General features: G+C 61.4%; 15 protein-coding genes. 9 read left to right on the forward strand and 6 right to left on the reverse strand.

What is annotated here, in order from left to right; translation table 11 throughout:
• Window positions 1-48 precede the first annotated feature (48 nt).
• The 4 genes from IGB42_RS11470 to IGB42_RS11485 all read left to right on the forward strand — a co-directional run bounded on the left by IGB42_RS11470 (window position 49) and on the right by IGB42_RS11485 (window position 5,531).
• Window positions 49-2,151 (forward strand): hypothetical protein, encoded by a 2,103-nt coding sequence (locus IGB42_RS11470; RefSeq protein ID WP_159671636.1) that lies wholly within the window; start codon window positions 49-51, stop codon window positions 2,149-2,151.
• A 183-nt stretch (window positions 2,152-2,334) separates the two neighbouring features.
• Window positions 2,335-2,526, forward strand: coding sequence for a CsbD family protein (locus IGB42_RS11475; protein ID WP_159671638.1), 192 nt, complete (start codon window positions 2,335-2,337; stop codon window positions 2,524-2,526).
• Between the two features lie 36 nt (window positions 2,527-2,562).
• Window positions 2,563-4,725, forward strand: a complete 2,163-nt coding sequence (locus tag IGB42_RS11480; protein ID WP_159671640.1) for a VTT domain-containing protein — start codon at window positions 2,563-2,565, stop codon at window positions 4,723-4,725.
• On the forward strand, window positions 4,725-5,531 hold the full coding sequence (locus IGB42_RS11485; protein WP_159671642.1) for an endonuclease/exonuclease/phosphatase family protein: 807 nt from the start codon (window positions 4,725-4,727) through the stop codon (window positions 5,529-5,531). The genes IGB42_RS11480 and IGB42_RS11485 overlap by 1 nt, the downstream gene beginning before the upstream one ends.
• A gap of 118 nt (window positions 5,532-5,649) precedes the next feature.
• Here the strand turns inward: IGB42_RS11485 and IGB42_RS11490 are convergent, their stop codons facing one another.
• Window positions 5,650-6,579: a zinc-binding dehydrogenase gene (locus tag IGB42_RS11490; protein WP_159671644.1), complete on the reverse strand. Its 930-nt coding sequence runs from the start codon at window positions 6,577-6,579 to the stop codon at window positions 5,650-5,652.
• A gap of 184 nt (window positions 6,580-6,763) precedes the next feature.
• Window positions 6,764-7,243: a PRC-barrel domain-containing protein gene (locus IGB42_RS11495; RefSeq protein ID WP_236822552.1), complete on the reverse strand. Its 480-nt coding sequence runs from the start codon at window positions 7,241-7,243 to the stop codon at window positions 6,764-6,766.
• A 326-nt stretch (window positions 7,244-7,569) separates the two neighbouring features.
• Between IGB42_RS11495 and IGB42_RS11500 the strand changes: the two genes are divergently transcribed.
• On the forward strand, window positions 7,570-8,055 hold the full coding sequence (locus IGB42_RS11500) for a hypothetical protein (RefSeq protein ID WP_159671646.1): 486 nt from the start codon (window positions 7,570-7,572) through the stop codon (window positions 8,053-8,055).
• Between the two features lie 83 nt (window positions 8,056-8,138).
• Entirely contained in the window at window positions 8,139-9,734 is a 1,596-nt protein-coding gene (locus IGB42_RS11505; protein ID WP_159671648.1) for an alpha-amylase family glycosyl hydrolase, read from the forward strand.
• A 100-nt stretch (window positions 9,735-9,834) separates the two neighbouring features.
• Here IGB42_RS11505 and IGB42_RS11510 read toward each other — a convergent pair whose 3' ends face one another.
• Entirely contained in the window at window positions 9,835-11,478 is a 1,644-nt protein-coding gene (locus tag IGB42_RS11510) for an alpha-amylase family glycosyl hydrolase (protein WP_159671650.1), read from the reverse strand.
• 295 nt (window positions 11,479-11,773) lie between these two features.
• On the opposite strand from IGB42_RS11510, the gene IGB42_RS11515 reads away from it, so the two are divergent.
• The 3 genes from IGB42_RS11515 to IGB42_RS11525 all read left to right on the forward strand — a co-directional run bounded on the left by IGB42_RS11515 (window position 11,774) and on the right by IGB42_RS11525 (window position 13,943).
• On the forward strand, window positions 11,774-12,154 hold the full coding sequence (locus tag IGB42_RS11515) for a hypothetical protein (protein ID WP_159671652.1): 381 nt from the start codon (window positions 11,774-11,776) through the stop codon (window positions 12,152-12,154).
• A 257-nt stretch (window positions 12,155-12,411) separates the two neighbouring features.
• A complete protein-coding gene (locus tag IGB42_RS11520) occupies window positions 12,412-13,377 on the forward strand; it encodes a hypothetical protein (protein ID WP_159671654.1) in 966 nt (321 codons plus the stop codon).
• A 332-nt stretch (window positions 13,378-13,709) separates the two neighbouring features.
• Entirely contained in the window at window positions 13,710-13,943 is a 234-nt protein-coding gene (locus IGB42_RS11525; RefSeq protein ID WP_159671656.1) for a hypothetical protein, read from the forward strand.
• A gap of 292 nt (window positions 13,944-14,235) precedes the next feature.
• On the opposite strand, the gene IGB42_RS11530 is transcribed toward IGB42_RS11525, so the two are convergent.
• From IGB42_RS11530 to IGB42_RS11540, 3 genes are all read right to left on the reverse strand, one after another.
• Window positions 14,236-14,571 (reverse strand): hypothetical protein, encoded by a 336-nt coding sequence (locus IGB42_RS11530; RefSeq protein ID WP_159671658.1) that lies wholly within the window; start codon window positions 14,569-14,571, stop codon window positions 14,236-14,238.
• Window positions 14,572-14,744: 173 nt separating this feature from the next.
• The gene (locus IGB42_RS22665) at window positions 14,745-15,374 is read right to left on the reverse strand and encodes a cytochrome c (protein ID WP_374705051.1); all 630 of its coding nucleotides are present in this window, start codon (window positions 15,372-15,374) and stop codon (window positions 14,745-14,747) included.
• A 764-nt stretch (window positions 15,375-16,138) separates the two neighbouring features.
• The gene (locus IGB42_RS11540; protein WP_159671662.1) at window positions 16,139-17,740 is read right to left on the reverse strand and encodes a GMC family oxidoreductase; all 1,602 of its coding nucleotides are present in this window, start codon (window positions 17,738-17,740) and stop codon (window positions 16,139-16,141) included.
• Window positions 17,741-17,750: the final 10 nt, after the last annotated feature.

Raw genomic sequence — 17,750 nt, forward strand, 5'->3', positions numbered from 1 at the left:
GCGCACCATGCGTCGGCCCATTGCGCAATCATCAGGAGGGAGATCACCATGGCTATCGAACCCGTTGCGCCATTACTGCCCGTCATTACCCCCACCGTGAACGATGTTGGCAGCGTGAACACCACGCCGGTCGTCACCATCCCGATCGATACCGCATCGCAAACCGCATTGCCGCCACCGGTGGTTGATCTGCAGGGCAGCAGCACGGTGCTCACCACCGCTGATGGCCTGCCGGAGCAGATCAATACGCTGATCAGCAACCAGACAGCCAATCAGTTCCTGCCTACGCTGGGTGGCAATGTGCCTTTTATCACCACCACGCTCAGCTACAACAGCGACGGTACGCCCGGTGATGTATTGCTGCAGTTGCCGCTCAATGGCCAGACCTTGCTCAACCCGGTTGCCGATACGGTCAGCACGCTGGCACAGAATGGCTTGCTCAATGGTGCGGATGCAACCGGCAATCTGCTGCAGGCAGCCAATTCGATGCAGCTGCTTACCGATCAGAACCGGGTCAGCCAGAACTTGGTGAATGATTTCAACCTGAACAACGATGCCGACAACAATCTGCTCAACGGTACGGATCAGACCGATAGCCTGCTCGATAGCGCAGCAAATGGCCTGGGCGTCGCCGGTGCCACTGACGATACCCAACTCAGTCTGCTTGACCCCAATAATCCGTTGAACCCGCTGTACGCAGGATCCAGCAACAATCTGCAGGCCAACGCGCTCAACCAGGGCAATCAGCAGGATCAGTTGAACCAGGATCAACTGAACAACAATACCCCACTATCGGATACCACGGACATCGCCGGCAATGTGCTGGATGTAGCCAGGCCGTTGAGCCCGGCTGCGCAGCAGGCACTGCAGGCACAGCAACTCGCCAGCCAGAACGCCATCGCCGCCAGCAACCCGCTGAACCCGCAAAGCGTGCAGAACCAGGCCAATTTCGCCGCCAACGCGCTGACGCTGGACGTGACCAATCCGCTGAACACCCCCGCACAGCAAAACCTGCAGGCGCAAACCATTGCGCAGCAGAATGCGCTGGCTGCCAATAACCCGCTCAACCCAGGTAGCCCGTTGAATCCAGCCAATGTGGCCAATGCAGCCAATACGCTCAATGCCACCAATCCACTCAATACCACGGTACAGCAGAACCTGGCGTTGCAAGCGCAGGCTACTCAACAGCAAAATCAGGCGCAGCAGGCACAAGCCGCGTTGCAGGACCAGGTGCTGCAGGATCAGCTCGCCGGGCAGAACCAGGCATTGCAAACCCAGGCGTCGCAGCAGGACTTGGCCGCACAGGCGCAGCTGGTGCAACAGCAGAACCAGACATTGCAGGCACAAGGCCTGCAAGATTTGCAACTGCAAGCACAAAACAACGCGCAGCAGCAGGCTGATGCGCAAGCGCAGGCGGATCTGCGGGCAACCCAGGCACAGGCCGATCTGCAAGCCAGCCTGCGGGCGCAAACGCTGGCCAGCCAGCAGGCCCAGGTCAATAACCCGCTAGCGGCCAACAATGTACTTACCAATGTCGATCTGAACGCGCAATTGAATACCAATGCCGCGCTCAATCAGGCACAGAATCCCAACAGCACCTTGAATAACCAGGCATTGAATCCGCTGCAGCGCGGCGCTGATCTCATCAATGCACAAAACACCAATGCGCAAAACCTGCAGGCACAAACGCTGGCCAACCGTAACAGCGCTGCCACGCAGATTGCTCAGCAGAACGCAGCCGAGCTCAACAGCCCGAACGCCGCTCAGGTCGATGCACAAGGTAATCTGGTGCAAGCCAATGCCAATGCGCTGACGGCAGCGCAGATCGCCCAGCAAAGCGCGCTGAACCCTGCCCAGGCAACTCTCACCCAGGCCAATGCCGTACAGGCTGCCCAGCCATTGAACGAAGAGGGTGGCGTGCGTATCAGTACCGGTGGCAATGGGCGGCTGGTTTCTTCCGCCAACGTGGTGGGCGGCAATGGCATCCAGGCCAATATACAAACCCCGCCCATTCCGGTGAGTACGGTAGTGCCCGCGGTCAATGCGGTCACCGCCGTGCAGGCCGTTCCGGCTGCCGATACCAGCGTGCCGCAAGTGGTGGTGCAGACGTCGCTGCTGCGCTCGTCGCTGGGCATGGATACGCGGGCCTGATGTGTGCCGGGTGCCGGGCCAATGCAGGCCCGGCGCAGGCCGGCTGGCGCAAAACTGTGACAGCGTCCAGCTGACAGCAGCAGCCTACCGCAAATGACGCAGCTGCCCCACTGCAAGGCCCGGCTGGTCTACGTACCATGGTTGCATGCCCCGAGGGGTCCATCAGCACCAAGGAGAACGATCATGAACCGCGATCAAGTCAAAGGCCGTGTCGAACAGGTGAAGGGCAAAGTGAAGGAAGTGGCAGGTGCCGTTACCGGCAACACCACGACCGAACTGAAGGGCAAGGTCCAGAAGAACGTGGGCAAGGTGCAGGCCGCCGTAGGCGATGCGCGCGCTGATGCCAAGCGCGCAGATTCGGACCGCAAGCACTAAGCCCGAGGGCTGCAGCCTGGCTGCAGCCCAATCATCATGCAGCCGACAACAACGACAACCGAACAATCGATGCGCCTGCAGCCAGGCAGCAATTGCTGGCGCATCGCCCACGCAGACCGGGCCAGTGTGCTGGTGGATGGCGAAGCCTATTTCACGGCGTTGCGCCGCGCGCTGGTCGAGGCCAGAAACACCATCTACATCATCGGTTGGGATATCGACAGCCGGCTCAACCTGATCCCCGAGGGGGCCAACGATGGCTGGCCGGAGCCCTTGGGCGAGCTGCTGCACGCGCTGGCCTCCAAGCGCCGCAAACTCAATATCTATATCCTCAATTGGGATTACACGGTGCTGTTTGCGCTCGATCGCGAATGGATGCCCAGTTACAAGCTGGGCTGGCGCACGCACCGCAGATTGCATTTCCGCATGGATAGCCACCCGGTTTTCGGTGGCTCGCATCACCAGAAAATCGTCGTCATCGATGATGCACTGGCCTTTGTCGGGGGGCTGGACCTTACCCACAGCCGCTGGGATACCCCGGATCACGCCGATCACACCTTGCTGCGCTGCAATGCCGATGGGTCGGGCTACGCGCCGTTCCATGACGTGCAGATCATGTTCGATGGCGAAGCCGCCCGCATGCTGGGTGACCAAGCGCGCGAGCGCTGGCATATCGCCACCGGCCAGCACCTGCATGCCGCGCGCGATCTGCCGCCTTGCCCGTGGCCGCAGCATGTGGAACCTGATTTCGCCGATCTCGATCTTGCGCTGGCGCGCACCGAACCCACCATGGACGGCAACGAAGGCGTGCAGGAAATCCGCCAGTTGTACGTGGATGCCATTGCCAGCGCCAAGCGCCATATCTATTTCGAAAACCAGTATTTCACCTCCGGCCTGATCACCCAGGAGCTGACCAAGCGCCTGGAAACCGACGATGGCCCGGATATCGTGGTGGTATCACGGCAGAGCGAAAGTGGCTGGCTGGAAGAAATGACCATGGGCGTACAGCGCGCCCGGCAGCACGCCAAGCTCAAGGCACTGGACAAGTACAGCCGCTACCGCATGTATTGCCCGCAGGTGCCGGGCCTGTGCGACCAGTGCGTGAATGTACACAGCAAGGTGATGATCATCGACGATGATGTGCTTAGCATCGGCTCGGCCAACCTCAACAACCGTTCGATGGTGATGGATACCGAGGCCAATATCGTCATCACCGCCAATGGCGATCCGCAAATCCAGCGCGCCATTGCCGGCATCCGCGAGCGCCTGCTGGGTGAGCACCTGGGAGTGCCACCAGAAGAAATTGCCGCCGAACTGGGCAAGGCACTGCGCCTGCACACGATGATCAACATGCTGCATCAGCCCGAAGGGCGCACGCTGGCGGAGCTGAACCCGGAAGTATCAGCAGAGAGCGATGCACTGGTGCCGGCATTGTCGATGCTGGACCCCGAAAAAATCGTTCCGGCGGAAGACCTGATCGCGCAATTCGTGCCGCGCGAAACACGCCGCTCGCTGCGCGAAAGGCTGGCCATTGCTGCCATGATCACCGTGCTGTTCTTCGGTCTGGCCGCCATGTGGCGCTGGACACCGTTGTCGCACTACTTGCACCCGGAAGCCCTATCGGTGCTGGCACAGCAGATCCGCGACAATCCGTTGTCGCCGTTGATCATGATGGCGGTGTACGTGCTGGGCGCCTTGTTCGTGTTTCCGCACGCGGTGCTGGTGGCAGCAACCGGCATCGTGTTCGGGCCATGGCTGGGCATCTTCTATGCGCTGTCCGGCACCGGGCTCAGTGCTGCCGTTACCTATGGCATGGGGCGCAAACTGGGGCGGGATACGCTACGCCGGCTGGGTGGGCAGCGCATGAACAAACTCAGTGCGCGGCTATCCAGGCAGGGCATCATCAGCGTTGCGCTGTTGCGGCAGATACCGCTTGGGCCGTTCGTGATGGTCAACATCATTTGCGGTGCATCGCATATCCGCATGCGTGATTTCATGCTGGGCACCATGCTCGGCATGGCACCAGGCTCCATCATCACCGTGCTGTTCGTCCACCACTTTGCCGAGGCCATCCGCCGCCCGGGGACCATGACCTTCGTGGTGCTAGGTGCAATTGCCGCCTTGCTGGTGGGGCTGGCATTCCTGGCACGGCGCTATCTGCGCCGCAGCGCCGCGCACCGCCTTGAAACTGCGGAGGCTTGATGAACGATTTCAGACCCATCGAGCTGACCGGCGAATTGTTATCTGGTGATCAAGGTGATTCCGTGCCAGCGACGTCAGATGCCGCGTCAGCCGCTGACCATGGCCCGTGGCCGCTGACCATCGCCACCTACAATATCCACGGCGCGGTCGGCACCGATAGCCGCTTTGCGCCGGAGCGCATCCTGTCGGTGCTGCATGAAATCGATGCGGACATCGTCGCGCTGCAGGAGGTACCGCTGGGTGACCTGCGGCTGCCCAATGTACTGGACATCCTTACCGCGCATACCGGATACCAGGGGGTGGCGGGGCCCACCATCGCCAAGCCCAACCGCCGCTATGGCAATGCGGTGCTCAGCCGTTTTCCGGTCCGGGCAATCCGCAACCTGGATCTGTCTTTCGGGCGCATGGAGCCACGTGCAGCGCTGGATGCGGATATCGATTGCGATGGTCACTTGCTGCGCGTGGTGGCCACCCATCTCGGGCTACGGCCGGCCGAGCGGCGCAACCAGGTGAAGCGCCTGCTGGAAAACTTCGATACCGACAAGATGCCGGTGGTGCTGCTCGGTGATCTGAACGAATGGCTGATCTGGGGCCGGCCACTGCGCTGGCTGGTGCACCGTTTCCAGAAAACCCCGGCGGCCAATACTTTCCCGTCCGTCCATCCGGTGTTTGCGCTCGACCGCATCTGGCTGCATCCGCGCGAGCGGCTGGTCAAGGTGTGGGCACATCACACCGCCATGGCGCGCATTGCTTCGGATCACCTGCCGCTGGTGGCGCATATAGGAAGCCACCTGGTGACGCCCTGACCCAGCAAGGCCAGATTGACGGCTGAGTTACACAGCACATTCCGGTCGATCAAAAGAGCTCTTGATACAAAAACGCCGCCCGGTTGGGCGGCGTTTTTGCTTGCGGAGCCAGCCCCGATCATGCCCGTGCTGTGTGCAATGCGGCCAGCATTTCGGCAGGGCGTGCCTTGAGTGAGGGGATATCGCTGATGGCGCGGTATGCCAGGTCATCCATATGCAGGCCTTCATACGCCGCATTGATCCGTTGCACCGGGATTACCTCGATATTGGCGGCGATATCATGCGCAGCGCAGAAATCGAGTACCGCCTGCGTTTCATTCACCCGGCGTTGCAGATCGGCCTCAGCTGCCTGTTGCACCGTGCCGGCACCACCGCCCACCAGCACCAGCGTGGCATCGCGCTTGAGCAAGCGCACGTAAGGCCGTACATCATTGCGCGCAGGGATGGTGCTCAGGATCAGGTCAAAGCTGCTGTCGTGCGCCGCCAGCGCCGCTTCGTCGGTGGCCACGCATACTTCGTCCGCACCCAGTGCCACGGCGGATTGCAACTGATTGGCAGCCTCGGTCAGCAGTACCACATGCGCGCCCATTGCAGAGGCAAACAGGATGGCCATGTGGCCCAGCCCGTCCATGCCGATCACACCTACTTTTTTGCCCGGACCGATTTTCCAGTGCCGCAGCGGTGAGTATGTGGCGACGCCAGCGCACAGCAGCGGGGCCACCAGGCCCAGATCCAGCGTTTCCGGGATATGCAGCAACGCGTCTTCCGCAACTGCAAGGGTGCTGGCCTGGCCCGGGAAACCGTCGATGCCCGCCTCATCCACCCCGGCCAGATCACCCACCTTGAAGCGGCGCACGGCCGAGCCCACTGCCAACACCCTCCCAACCACCTCATGGCCGGGCATGCATGGATAAGCCTGCGCGTGTGTTTGCCGTTCGTTCCCGGCATGGCAGATGCCGCAGTAAAGCACTTCCAGCCGCACCTGTTGCGGGGCCAGCTGCGGGGTAGCGGTTTGTCCGGTACGTTCAGTACCAATGGGCTGGGACATGATGAAGCTCCTCTGTTCGATGCGGGTAAGCCAATTGCAGACCTGGTGGCGATTGTAGGAAGCTACGGCAATGCGCTATGTCGGATTCCTCCGGCAACTGCTGTGGGCGAGCTGCCGATTCTGGTTTCACCATGCAAAACGGCGCCCACAGGCGCCGTGTTCACTACCATCAACCAGCGCGCAATCAGCGATTACGCTTGGGCAGGCCGTAGAACGCATCGACCTCGCTGGTCCAGCGTTCGTCCGCCAGGCTCGGCCAATGATCCTGGTCGAACCCGGGCGCGTTTTTCAGCCGATCACGGCTTTCATCGAGCACCAGCAGGTTGTTGCTGATGTCGATCTGGAACGCGCTGAATGGCACAGCGAACAGCTTGTTGCCCAAGCCAAAGAACCCGCCGAAGGCGAGTACCGCATACACGATGCGACCACTGCCCACGTCAAGCATGATGCCTTTGATCTCGCCCAGGTGTTCGCCTTGGGTATTGATCACTTCGTTGCCTTTCAGTGCGTCGGCCAGCAGCAGGTTGGGGCTTGGGCCGCCAGCCTGGAATGCCGGCGCATTGATCACGCGTGCGCCGCTGCGGTGGCGATTTTCTGCCACTTCGTCTGCATACGCAGCGCGGCTGTTGGCGGGATTGGGGGATTGTGGATACATGCTTGCCATGGCGGTTCTCCTTCAGCTGCGGCGCGGTGACATCGCCGCAACCGCGGCCAGGCCAGTGCACCAGATCATATGCATCCAGTGTAGGCAGCGCGCTACCCGATGCCTGTAGGCAGCGGCCCTGCCGCCATCGTGGATGTCGCTCAAGGCCATGTCAGACATTCCTTGCCCGTTGCACTTGTATGACAGCGGTGTTGTCAGCCTTGCTGTGACACGCATGCGGGCAAAAAGGGGCAAAAAGGTGACAAGGCTATCGGTGTTTGTCCGTCAAACCCGCGTGGCAAAAGCACATAGAGTGGGAGTGATTCGGCCCAGCCAGGAGAAGCACGATGCCCGTCCAGCACCTGCAGCAAACCCGTACTGGCAATGCCCGGCGCAGCCATCCACTGGATGAAGCTGCCATCTTCGAAAATTTTCTGGCCGCGTTCCTGCAAGGCGAGGGCGGCAAAAAGCACGGCGTGCAGGCTGCCCGCGCGTTGAAGGCCCATGGTCTGGCCTTCGCCAGCGCGCTGTGCACGCCAGAGCCGGCGCGCGTACAGGCCATGCTGGCCCGGGATACCGGCCAGCATGTCGAACTGGCACTGTTGCAGGCGCTGCGCCAATGCGCACAGCAATTGGTGGATGGTTACGGCGGCAGTCTTACCAATCTGGCGCGCTGGTGCGAGTCCGCTGCGGATTTCGAAGCACGATTGATGAAGCTGAGCACCATGCAAAGCGATGCGCTATCGCGCTTCAGCCGCCAGCTCTCTGCCCAGTTCGTGCCCGTCGCCCCGCGCATGCGACGGGCAAAAAGGCTTGCCCATATCGTGCATTGAACCGGGTGCATTGAACCGGCCCCCTTTACACCCCGCCTGCGGCGCCGGCGGGGTATCCGTTTTCAATACAGCAAGGTGAACCCATGACAGACCAACATCTATGGTGGCAGAAAGGCATCATCTACCAGATCTACCCGCGATCATTCCAGGATAGCAATAATGACGGCATCGGCGATCTGGCCGGCATCCGTCAGCGGCTGGATTATCTGCAATGGCTGGGCGTGGATGCGGTGTGGCTATCGCCGATCTACCCGTCGCCGATGGCTGACTTCGGCTACGACATCTCCAACTATATCGACATCGACCCGCTGTTCGGCACCTTGGCCGATTTTGATGCGCTGATTGCGGATGTGCATGGCCGCGGCATGAAGCTGGTGCTCGATTTCGTGCCCAATCACACCTCGGATGCGCATCCGTGGTTCACGGAATCGCGTGCATCACGCGATAACGACAAGGCCAACTGGTATATCTGGCGCGACCCGGCGCCGGATGGCGGCCCACCCAATAACTGGCTGTCCAGTTTTGGCGGCAGCGGCTGGGAATACGATGCGCAGCGCGGCCAGTATTTCTACCATGCGTTCCTGAAAGAGCAGCCCGACCTCAACTGGCGTAACCCGGCGGTGCAGCAGGCCATGCTGGAAGTGATGCGCTTCTGGCTGGATCGCGGCGTGGACGGTTTCCGCGTGGATGTGATCTGGCACCTGATCAAGGACGAAGACTTCCGCGCCAACCCGCCCAATCCGCAATACAACGAATCGATGGGTGAGCAGAACATGACGCTCACCACCTACACCACGGACCGGCCCGAAGTACATCAGGTGATTGGCAAGATGCGCCAGCTGCTGGATGAGTACGACGAGCGCATGATGGTGGGCGAAATCTATCTGCCGGTGGAAAAACTGGTCACCTATTACGGCACCGGTGGCGATGGCGTGAACCTGCCATTCAATTTCCAGCTCATCGCCTTGCCGTGGAAAGCCGAGGAAATCCGTGCCGCGGTCGATCATTACGAGACCGCATTGCCGCCGTTCGGCTGGCCCAACTGGGTGCTGGGCAACCACGACAATCATCGCATCCTCACCCGTATCGGCAAGCACCAGGCACGCGTTGCCGCCATGCTGCTGCTGACACTGCGCGGCACGCCCACCATGTACTACGGCGATGAAATCGGCATGCACGATATCGATGTACCGCCTGAACTGGTGCAGGATCCGTTCGAGAAGAAACAGCCCGGCAAGGGCCTGGGCCGCGATCCGGAGCGCAGTCCGATGCAGTGGTCGGATGAAGCGAATGCTGGCTTCAGCGGGGCAGCGCCGTGGCTGCCGGTGGCACCGGATTATCCTTCCACCAACGTAGCGGGCGAAGCCGCCAAGCGTAATTCGCTGCTTGGCTTGTACCGCGCACTACTGGCATTGCGGCGCGAGCAACCGGCGCTGGCCATCGGCAGCTATCGCGGTTTCTCCACGCCCGATGGCGTGCTGGGCTTCTTGCGCGAGCAGGACAATGCCCGCCTGCTGGTGTTGCTGAATTTCACGGCAAACGATATCCCGGTGCCGCACCACAACCTGATTTCTGGCAAGGTACTGCTGTCCAGCTTCCTTGATCGCAAGGGTGAGCAGGTGGATCAGGCATTCGCACTGCGCGCACATGAAGGGGTAATCATCGAAGTGGCGTTCTGATCGGCTCCGGCTGGCCTAGATTGGCGGCATGGTTCGGCCAGATGAAAACGGGGTGCCATCGCACCCCGTTTCTTTGCCTTCCAAAGCCTGAAATCCGCCGCTACAGCAAGACCGGAATCGGCGGTGCTGCACGCAACTGCAGGATGGCCCCATTGAGGGGTGACAGCTTCAGCGCATTGCCAAACTGGTCTTCCATGCCATCCGTGGTCATCAATACTTTGGTATCCGCAAACAGCGGATGGGAATACGCACGCGCCTTGCGGGAGAAATTGAGCACCACGGCAATGCGCTGACCGGCATGCTCGCGCACGTAAGCCACGATATCGGCAGGGGCCTCCAGCAGCGTGATGCTGCCCACCGCCAGTGCAATATGCGTGCGCCGCAACTCGATCAGCCGCTGGTACAGATTGAGGAGAGAATGCGGATCGGCCTGTGCCTGGTGCACGTTCAATGCCTGATAGCCGTCGCCCACCGGCAACCACGGCTGCGCAGTGGAAAAGCCGGCGTGCTCGCTATCATCCCAGCGCATGGGGCTGCGTACCGGGTCACGCCCCAACCCCTTGCCGGGCGAGCGCTTCTCGAACGGGTCCTGCAGGTTTTCCGGCGCCACCGGTACATCGGTCATGCCCAGCTCGTCGCCATAGTAGATGATGGGCGTGCCGCGCAGCGTCAGCAGCAGCATGGCGCCCAAGCGCGCATGATCGGTGCCGGCGCGGGTGGCAAAACGTGGCCGGTCGTGATTGCCGAACGACCAGTTCGGCCATGCGTAGGCGGGTAGCGCCAACTCGTAATCGCGGATGTCTTCCTTGATCTGTGCCGGTTCGAATGCATGCAGGATCAGCGTGGAGTTGGTTGGTAGCTGCACACCACGGCCGCGCTCGCCGTAATACGCCACCAGGTCCTTGGTCTGCAGGTAGAGCTCGCCCAGCATCATGCGATCATCGTCGAATTCATCCAGCAAGCTGCGCATTGCGGCAACCGCCTGCAGGTTTTCCGGCAGGTTCAGCGTGTGCAGCGGAATCACCTGATCATGCTCGGCCTGTTTTTCCGGCAGCCAGTCGGGGTTGGGTGGGTTATCGCGGAACTGGTCATCCTTGTACAGATGCATCAGCGCATCCATGCGGAAGCCGTCCACGCCGCGCTCCAGCCAGAAGCGCAATTGCTGCTTGAGCGCCTGCAATACGGCGGGATTGCGCCAGTTGAGGTCCGGCTGCTGGGGCAGGAAGGAATGCAGGTAATACTGGCCGGTCGGCTCATCCAGCGTCCAGGCAATGCCGCCCAGATGCGCCCACCAATTGCTGGGCGGGCTGCCATCGGGCTTGGCATCACGCCAGATATACCAATCGCGATAGGGATTGTCGCGGCTGCTACGCGATTGCACGAACCACGGATGCTGATCGGAAGTATGGTTGGGCACGAAATCCAGAATGATGCGGATACCGCGCTCGTGTGCATCTGCGATCAATGCATCCATGTCGGCCAGCGTGCCGAACATGGGCTCGATGTCGCAGTAATTGCTGACGTCGTAACCGAAATCCGCCATCGGTGACGTATACACCGGGGGTATCCACAACGCATCCACGCCCAGCCATTGCAGGTAAGGCAAACGCTGGCGGATGCCGTTCAGATCGCCGATGCCGTCGCCATTGCTGTCCTGGAATGAGCGAGGGTATACCTCGTACACGATGCCGCGCTGCCACCAGGCAAATGCGCTTTCTCCCGCTTCCATCCGCCCTTGTTCCATTGCCGCCTCCTTCGATTGAAAACCTCCCCGGCAGGCGATGCATGCCGGGGGAATCATCTCATCGTGATTGCGGCGCGCAGCGATGCCTGTCAGTGGCAGGCGCTATCGTGTTGCCGGTGTTTGTCCTGTTCTGTGTGAGGCGACGGAAGCCCTGCCAGTGCCGCAGCGGGATGTCGCACTGCGGGCATGCACACGCTCCCGCATCCGACCGTCTTATCGGTGTTCTGCCTACGGTAACGTCGTGCCGAGGAGTTCACGATAGCTGCACCAAATGCGTTTACGCAGGAGCTGCCTCATGAATGCCCAACATCCGGTGTGCGCCCGACAGCCATACCTTGCTCCCTGGTTCATGCAACCAGGTACCTATCCCGGCCCGGCGGATCTGCCGCCACCGCAAACCACGCCGCCAGCCACCCAGCCGCCGGCGCAGCCTGGTTACCCGCGCCCACCGGAAATCGACCCGGTTATCGTTGATCCGCCGATCACCGACCCGTTGCCGCCGGGCGCGCCAGATCCGGTGCCGGTGGGCGTGCCGCCACGGCCACCGGGCCGCCGTGAAGACGAGCGCATCGATCCGGCAGTAGATCCCGGCCAGGATGCACCGTACTTTTCCAGGCTGCCACCGCGCAGCCCCACCGGCGCAATGATCATGCACGGCAACAGAACCCTGCATTGACCCGCGCTGCGGTGGCAGGAAAGTGGCACAAAGTGGCGAATGGCAAAGCCCGATGGGGAACCATTCGCCACGTTGCCATTTCCGCCCATCAGCAGTCTGCAGCAGCACAGCCGCACATGTAGGCCGCTGCTGGCAGCAGTATCGTCACAGGCTCACACCCGGCGGTTGATCAGTCCGGCATTGGTATCCCCGGCAAAAGCGTGAAATGGCAGCAGAACCGCCACAGGGCGGGCGTCATCCAACCATGAGGATCAGCCATGAGCCATATCACCCTCGACGTCGCCAGCGACCCAGCCCTCTACGACAATGCCAATCGCGGCGCACCACGTGCCGGATGGGGCGCGGTGTTTGCCGGCGTGATCATCACCTTTGCCGTGCAGCTTTTCTTTACCGTATTGGGCGCAGGGCTGGGGTTCAGTATTGCCAGCAGCACGTTACCAAATAATGCACCGCCCGCAGCAGTGATCGGCCTGGGCACTGCATTGTGGTGGGGCCTGTCCAGCCTGATCGCGCTGATCTTGGGCGGCTGGACTGCAGCCAAGTTGTCCCACACCACCGACAAGCGTGATGGTGCACTGCGTGGTTTCCTGGTATGGGCACTGGTTTCGGTGCTGGGGGTGGGCATGGTGATTGCGGTCTCCACCACCGTGGCGCGCAGTGTGCTGGCCAGTGCCAATCTTGCCGGCGTCACCATCGATGCCAGCCGGCTGGAACGGCGCAGCTATGGCGAGATCGATCCGTCGCAGCAAGCGCTGCTGGATGTGCACCGGGAAGTGCAGGCGTTCCTCAAGCAAAATCCGCCCGATGGATCGGAGAGCGAAATCGCTGCTGCCAATGTCGCCAGCGAAACCCGCGCTGCGCGCTTCATCGTCGCGGATGCCGATATCCGCCATGCGGTGGCGCGCATGGTGGGTGATCAACCGGGCAGCGACGAATACGCACGAGACCGTAAGGCGCTGGTGCAGCTGGTTGCCGGCCGCACCCACCTGACCGAACAACAGGCCGATCAGCGCGTTGCACAATGGGAGCAAGATTATCGCAATGCCCAGGGCAAGTTGAAGGTGGCATCGGACGAAGCAGCATCCGCTGCTGCAAAAACCGCCCTGTATACGGCGCTAGCCATGTTGCTGGGCGCCATTGCTGGTGTGGTTGGTGGCCTCGTAGGCACCCGGCCGCTTGTGGCTGTGACGGTGGTACGCGAGCACGATGTGATTGCGCGTTGATCGTTGCGGGTTGATCAAGCAATGATGCATGGCCTGTTGCCTTTGCTGCTTCGCGGGCATCCCCGATAGCATTGCCTGCCGCGCGATGTGGGCATATGAAAAAACCGGACACAGGGTCCGGTTTTTTCATGGATAAAGCTAACGGCTACCCGTGGCAGGCACAATCGTCAGGGTATTGCGCCAAGTGGCCCGGCCAGCAGATATCGATGCAGAGTTTGTCGTTTCCCCATAGGCACGCATCATTGCGTTGACTGCCAACGAAGCGCATCACAGCAGTCTTTCGATTGGCCATACGCCCAAGCACGAAGCGCTGTTCAGATGGTGCAAGGCTGATGTTTGCGCCAGCGCATGCTGGTGTTTGCACGGACGGATTCCGCGGAAGTAATGAAGACTGGCGCCAGATCGGCCCGCGCCTGTTACCACCTTGTGCAGTCCGCCATCGCTGGATGGTTGCAGGCGAATCATTGCATCTGGACGACACCACAGGTTACAAGGCGCGGATCAAAAAACGGTTCAGTGCTGTCGGATTCCAGGCGAAAAACGATGCGCTGGCCGTTTCATCATGAACAAGGCCAATTCTGGTGAACGGCATGTCGCTTGCGAACTGGAGGGATAGATTAGGATCTTGCCTGCAACTGCTCGGTGTCGGATACCGTGATCGTGCGCTCGAACGCTGGCCATAAAGCGGCCTGCAAGGCTGGCGAGCCAAGCGATGTGGGATCCACCCGGATCGGTGAGGCTGCCAGATCCGCAGCGTAGCAGCGTCGCCCCGGATTGCAATTATCTCAGTCGCTGATTGCAGGCCCCGGGTGAGCCCTCAGTTGGTGTTTCATTGCCGGGCCACCGTGTTGCCCGCGTTCAACGGCAAGCAGTGTGATACATCGCCCGGCCGCACAGCGGTGTCATGCCATGCAGCGGAAACGCCAGTTCCGCTTCCGCGCGGATGGCGGTGGTGGCCAGCGCTTCCTGCAAGCTGGCGCGTGCTGCATGCAGATTTGCGGTGCTGGGGTTGGCTACAGCCTGGTTCAGCTGCGTATGCACCTTGGCCCAGGTGGGGCGATGCACCTTGGCACCGGATTTGAACTTCACGTACACGTAATCAAGTGCGGCTTCCAGCGTGGCAAGGCTTTGCGGCAGCCAGGCTTCGGTTTCGCCTGTGTGTACGGGTTTGTCGAAATGGATCATAGGGTTCATGAATGTTGCTTGTCGCTGTTGCAGAGTAGTGGCGCATTGTGGGGCATGCACGCCAGCAGGAAGATCAGCGCGCTGCTGAAGGCGTTGTGGGATAACGCAGGACAAAAAAACGACCCGCAGAGCGGGTCGAAAGGGGAAGCTGGCCGGTCGTTGCCTCAGCGGCAACTGCCAGGTCATACATCGATATCGATGCGCACCGGTTTGCTGCGGCGTGGCCGCAGCAGCAAGGCCAGCACGATCACCAGCAGCAGGATGGCGCCTACCAGCACTGCCTGTAGCAGCCAGGGCTTGCCGGCATTACCGGCGCGCCGCTGGCCGATATCCTTGCCGGTGACCGCTGCCGGTGCGTTACCGAACTGGCTGCGTACATAGTTGGTCAGCTGCGCCAGCTCGGCATCATCCAGCGTATCGCCGAAACCGGGCATGAAGCGCACATCCTTGCCATCGTCGCGCGTTACCCCATGCAGCAGCACCTGGATCAGGTTGGACGGGTCACGTGCCCCCGTAGTGCTGTTGTGCAGCAGTGCAGGGTAGTAGCCATCTTCGCTGCCTTGCCCGCTGGCGCCATGGCAACTGGCACAGTTGGCGCTGAAGAGCTCGGCGGCACTGCCTGCGGTATTGCCAAGGCTGATGCCGCTGCTACCACGCAGGCGGGCTTCATCCCCGGCCGGGTTGCCCCAGGCAATGCGCGGCTTGCTGTCGCGGCTATCGTGTACCGGCGGGATTTCCCGCAGGTAGCGCAGCATGGCGCGCAAATCGGCTTCTTCCAGATGGCGCAGGCTGTTTTCAACCACTTCGGCCATCGGCCCCGCTGCCTGGCCATGGTTGGCGGCATTGCCGGTACGCAGGTAATCGAGTACCGCCTGATCGCTCCAGCTACCCAGCCCGCTGAGCGGATCACTGCTGATGTTGTAAGCCTGCCAGCCGTCGATCTCGCCGCCGGCGTAGCGCTTCTTGCCGGATAGCCCGAAGGTGGCAGTGCGCGGCGTATGGCATTCCTGGCAGTGGCCCAGCGCTTCTACCAGATACGCACCGCGTGTCCATTGCACGTCCTTGCCGGCCGGTACGGCCAGCGGGCCGGGGGTGAAGTTGATGGCTTTCCACCCGGCAATGGCCCAGCGCTGGTTGAATGGAAACGATAGCCCTGTTTGCGCCACCGGGTTGCGCACCGCAGGCTGGCTGAACAGGTAGGCCTTGATGGCCAGTACATCGTCGCGGTTCAGTTTGGTATATGCGCTGTAGGGCATGGCCGGATAAAGATGGCGTCCGTCCTTGCCGATGCCATCATGCAGCGCACGGTAAAAATCATCGTCGCTCCAGCTGCCGATCCCGGTTTCCTGGTCTGGCGTGATGTTCGATCCATAAATCGTGCCCAGCGGCGTCTGCAGTGCGTAGCCACCGGCAAACGGGCGGGATTTTTCGGCGGTGTGGCAGGCAATGCAATCGGCAGCACGGGTCAGGTATTCGCCGCGCTTGATCCGTTCGACATCGGCATCCGCTGCGCATGCCGCAGCGCCAGACAAAGCGGGAAGCAAGGCCGCAAGCAGCAACGTGGGCAGGCGGGATGTCATGCGGCCTCCTTCTGCAGGGCATCGGCAATGCGCAATGCCAGCGCGGCAATGGTCAGCGTGCAGTTGACGGTGCCCGCACTGGCCATGACGGCGCCGCTGGCTATCCACAGATTGTCGTGGTCATGGGTGCGACAATCGGCATTCACCACCGAATTGTTGCCGTCGCTTCCCATGATGGTGGTGCCCATGATGTGGTTGTTGGGGGCAAATTCGTCATCGAAATAGATTTCCGTACCGCCAAACAGCTGGGCAATCTGCGCGTAGGCTTCATGCGTATGCACGGCGCTTTTCTGCACGTAGTCATCGATGCTGTAGGTAATTTCGGGGCGGGCCAGGCCCAGCGCATCGCGCTGGCTGCTGCTCGGCACGATGCGGTTGTACGGGTTGGGCAGGATGTCATGGAAACTGTTGATATTGACCGTGCGTGCCGCGCGGCGGCGGATTTCCGCATCCAGCGCCGGCCCCACCAGGCCCATGCCCAGCGCCGTTTCCGTGGCTTGGCGCACGCGCGCGCCGTTGTTCAGGTGCAATTTCTTGCCGGCGTAGCCGCTGCGGAAATCGCCATCGCGCAGGTTGACGATAGAAGTCATTTCCATCGGGCCACGGCCAGGCCATAAATCCTCGTTGGCAAGGAAGGTCACACCGGTGCCCGGGTGATCCATCAGGTTGCGCCCCACCTGGTCAGAGCGGTTGGCCACGCCGGCGCTGTACTTGTCGGTGGACATCAGCAACAGCTTGGGTATCTCGATGCCATTGGCGGCCAGCACGAACTGCCGGCCGCTTACCCGGTGCGATACCCCGGCCGGGTCTTTGTAATGAACAGCCGCCACATGGTCTTTGGCGTCCAGCTCCACCTTGTAGACCACCGCGTTGGCCAGCACGCGCGCACCGGCCCGCTCGGCTTTTTCCACATGTACGATGCCGCCATACATGGCGCCGATCGGGCAGATGGGCATGCAGTTGTTGTTGCCGCAACAGGTTGGGCGGGTGTCGTAGGGGCGGCTGTTGCGTGCCACCGGCTCGGATACCACCCGGAAACCGTTACCGCCCAACACCTCCTGAAAACGCTGGTCGTTCCACGACAGCGGCAATGCATCCATCGGGTAAGGGCGGCTGCGCGGCGAGCCCAGATCGGTGCCGTCGTTGGGGCCGGAAACGCCCAGCTCGATCTCGGCCTTGGCATAGAAGGATTCCAGGTCCTGATACGCCAGCGGCCAGTCGCGCCCCACGCCATAGGTGGACTGCATGCGGAAATCCACCGGCAGGAAACGCCAGGTGGCCGCCGCCCAGTGCCAGGTGGTACCGCCCACCACCCGCAGGTATTGCGAGTTGTACTTGTGGGTGCCCTTGAGGATCAGGTAATCGTTAGGCGGAGCGTATTGCGGGTGCGGTGCATGCACGGCAGGCGGGTAGGGCGAAGAATAATCATCCTTGAACGGCGTATTGCGATAGTTCTCCACAATGCGCCAGCGCTCCAGTCGCGGACCGGCTTCCAGCAACAGTACCGATGCGCCACTGCTGGCCAGCTGATGCGCAATCAGCGCGCCGGCCACGCCAGAACCAACCACAACGATATCGGCAGATTCAGTATTTGCCACGATGCGCTTC

The organism is Andreprevotia sp. IGB-42 (genome assembly GCF_009848685.1).
Taxonomy (GTDB): Bacteria; Pseudomonadota; Gammaproteobacteria; order Burkholderiales; family Chitinibacteraceae; genus Andreprevotia.

What these genes read in the sequence shown, in the direction of transcription:
- IGB42_RS11470 (WP_159671636.1), top strand. Translation starts at nt 49, where the DNA reads ATGGCTATCGAACCCGTTGCGCCATTACTGCCCGTCATTACCCCCACC.
- IGB42_RS11475 (WP_159671638.1), top strand. Translation starts at nt 2,335, where the DNA reads ATGAACCGCGATCAAGTCAAAGGCCGTGTCGAACAGGTGAAGGGCAAA.
- IGB42_RS11480 (WP_159671640.1), top strand. Translation starts at nt 2,563, where the DNA reads ATGCAGCCGACAACAACGACAACCGAACAATCGATGCGCCTGCAGCCA.
- IGB42_RS11485 (WP_159671642.1), top strand. Translation starts at nt 4,725, where the DNA reads ATGAACGATTTCAGACCCATCGAGCTGACCGGCGAATTGTTATCTGGT.
- IGB42_RS11490 (WP_159671644.1), bottom strand. Translation starts at nt 6,579, where the DNA reads ATGTCCCAGCCCATTGGTACTGAACGTACCGGACAAACCGCTACCCCG.
- IGB42_RS11495 (WP_236822552.1), bottom strand. Translation starts at nt 7,243, where the DNA reads ATGGCAAGCATGTATCCACAATCCCCCAATCCCGCCAACAGCCGCGCT.
- IGB42_RS11500 (WP_159671646.1), top strand. Translation starts at nt 7,570, where the DNA reads ATGCCCGTCCAGCACCTGCAGCAAACCCGTACTGGCAATGCCCGGCGC.
- IGB42_RS11505 (WP_159671648.1), top strand. Translation starts at nt 8,139, where the DNA reads ATGACAGACCAACATCTATGGTGGCAGAAAGGCATCATCTACCAGATC.
- IGB42_RS11510 (WP_159671650.1), bottom strand. Translation starts at nt 11,478, where the DNA reads ATGGAACAAGGGCGGATGGAAGCGGGAGAAAGCGCATTTGCCTGGTGG.
- IGB42_RS11515 (WP_159671652.1), top strand. Translation starts at nt 11,774, where the DNA reads ATGAATGCCCAACATCCGGTGTGCGCCCGACAGCCATACCTTGCTCCC.
- IGB42_RS11520 (WP_159671654.1), top strand. Translation starts at nt 12,412, where the DNA reads ATGAGCCATATCACCCTCGACGTCGCCAGCGACCCAGCCCTCTACGAC.
- IGB42_RS11525 (WP_159671656.1), top strand. Translation starts at nt 13,710, where the DNA reads ATGTTTGCGCCAGCGCATGCTGGTGTTTGCACGGACGGATTCCGCGGA.
- IGB42_RS11530 (WP_159671658.1), bottom strand. Translation starts at nt 14,571, where the DNA reads ATGAACCCTATGATCCATTTCGACAAACCCGTACACACAGGCGAAACC.
- IGB42_RS22665 (WP_374705051.1), bottom strand. Translation starts at nt 15,374, where the DNA reads ATGGCCGAAGTGGTTGAAAACAGCCTGCGCCATCTGGAAGAAGCCGAT.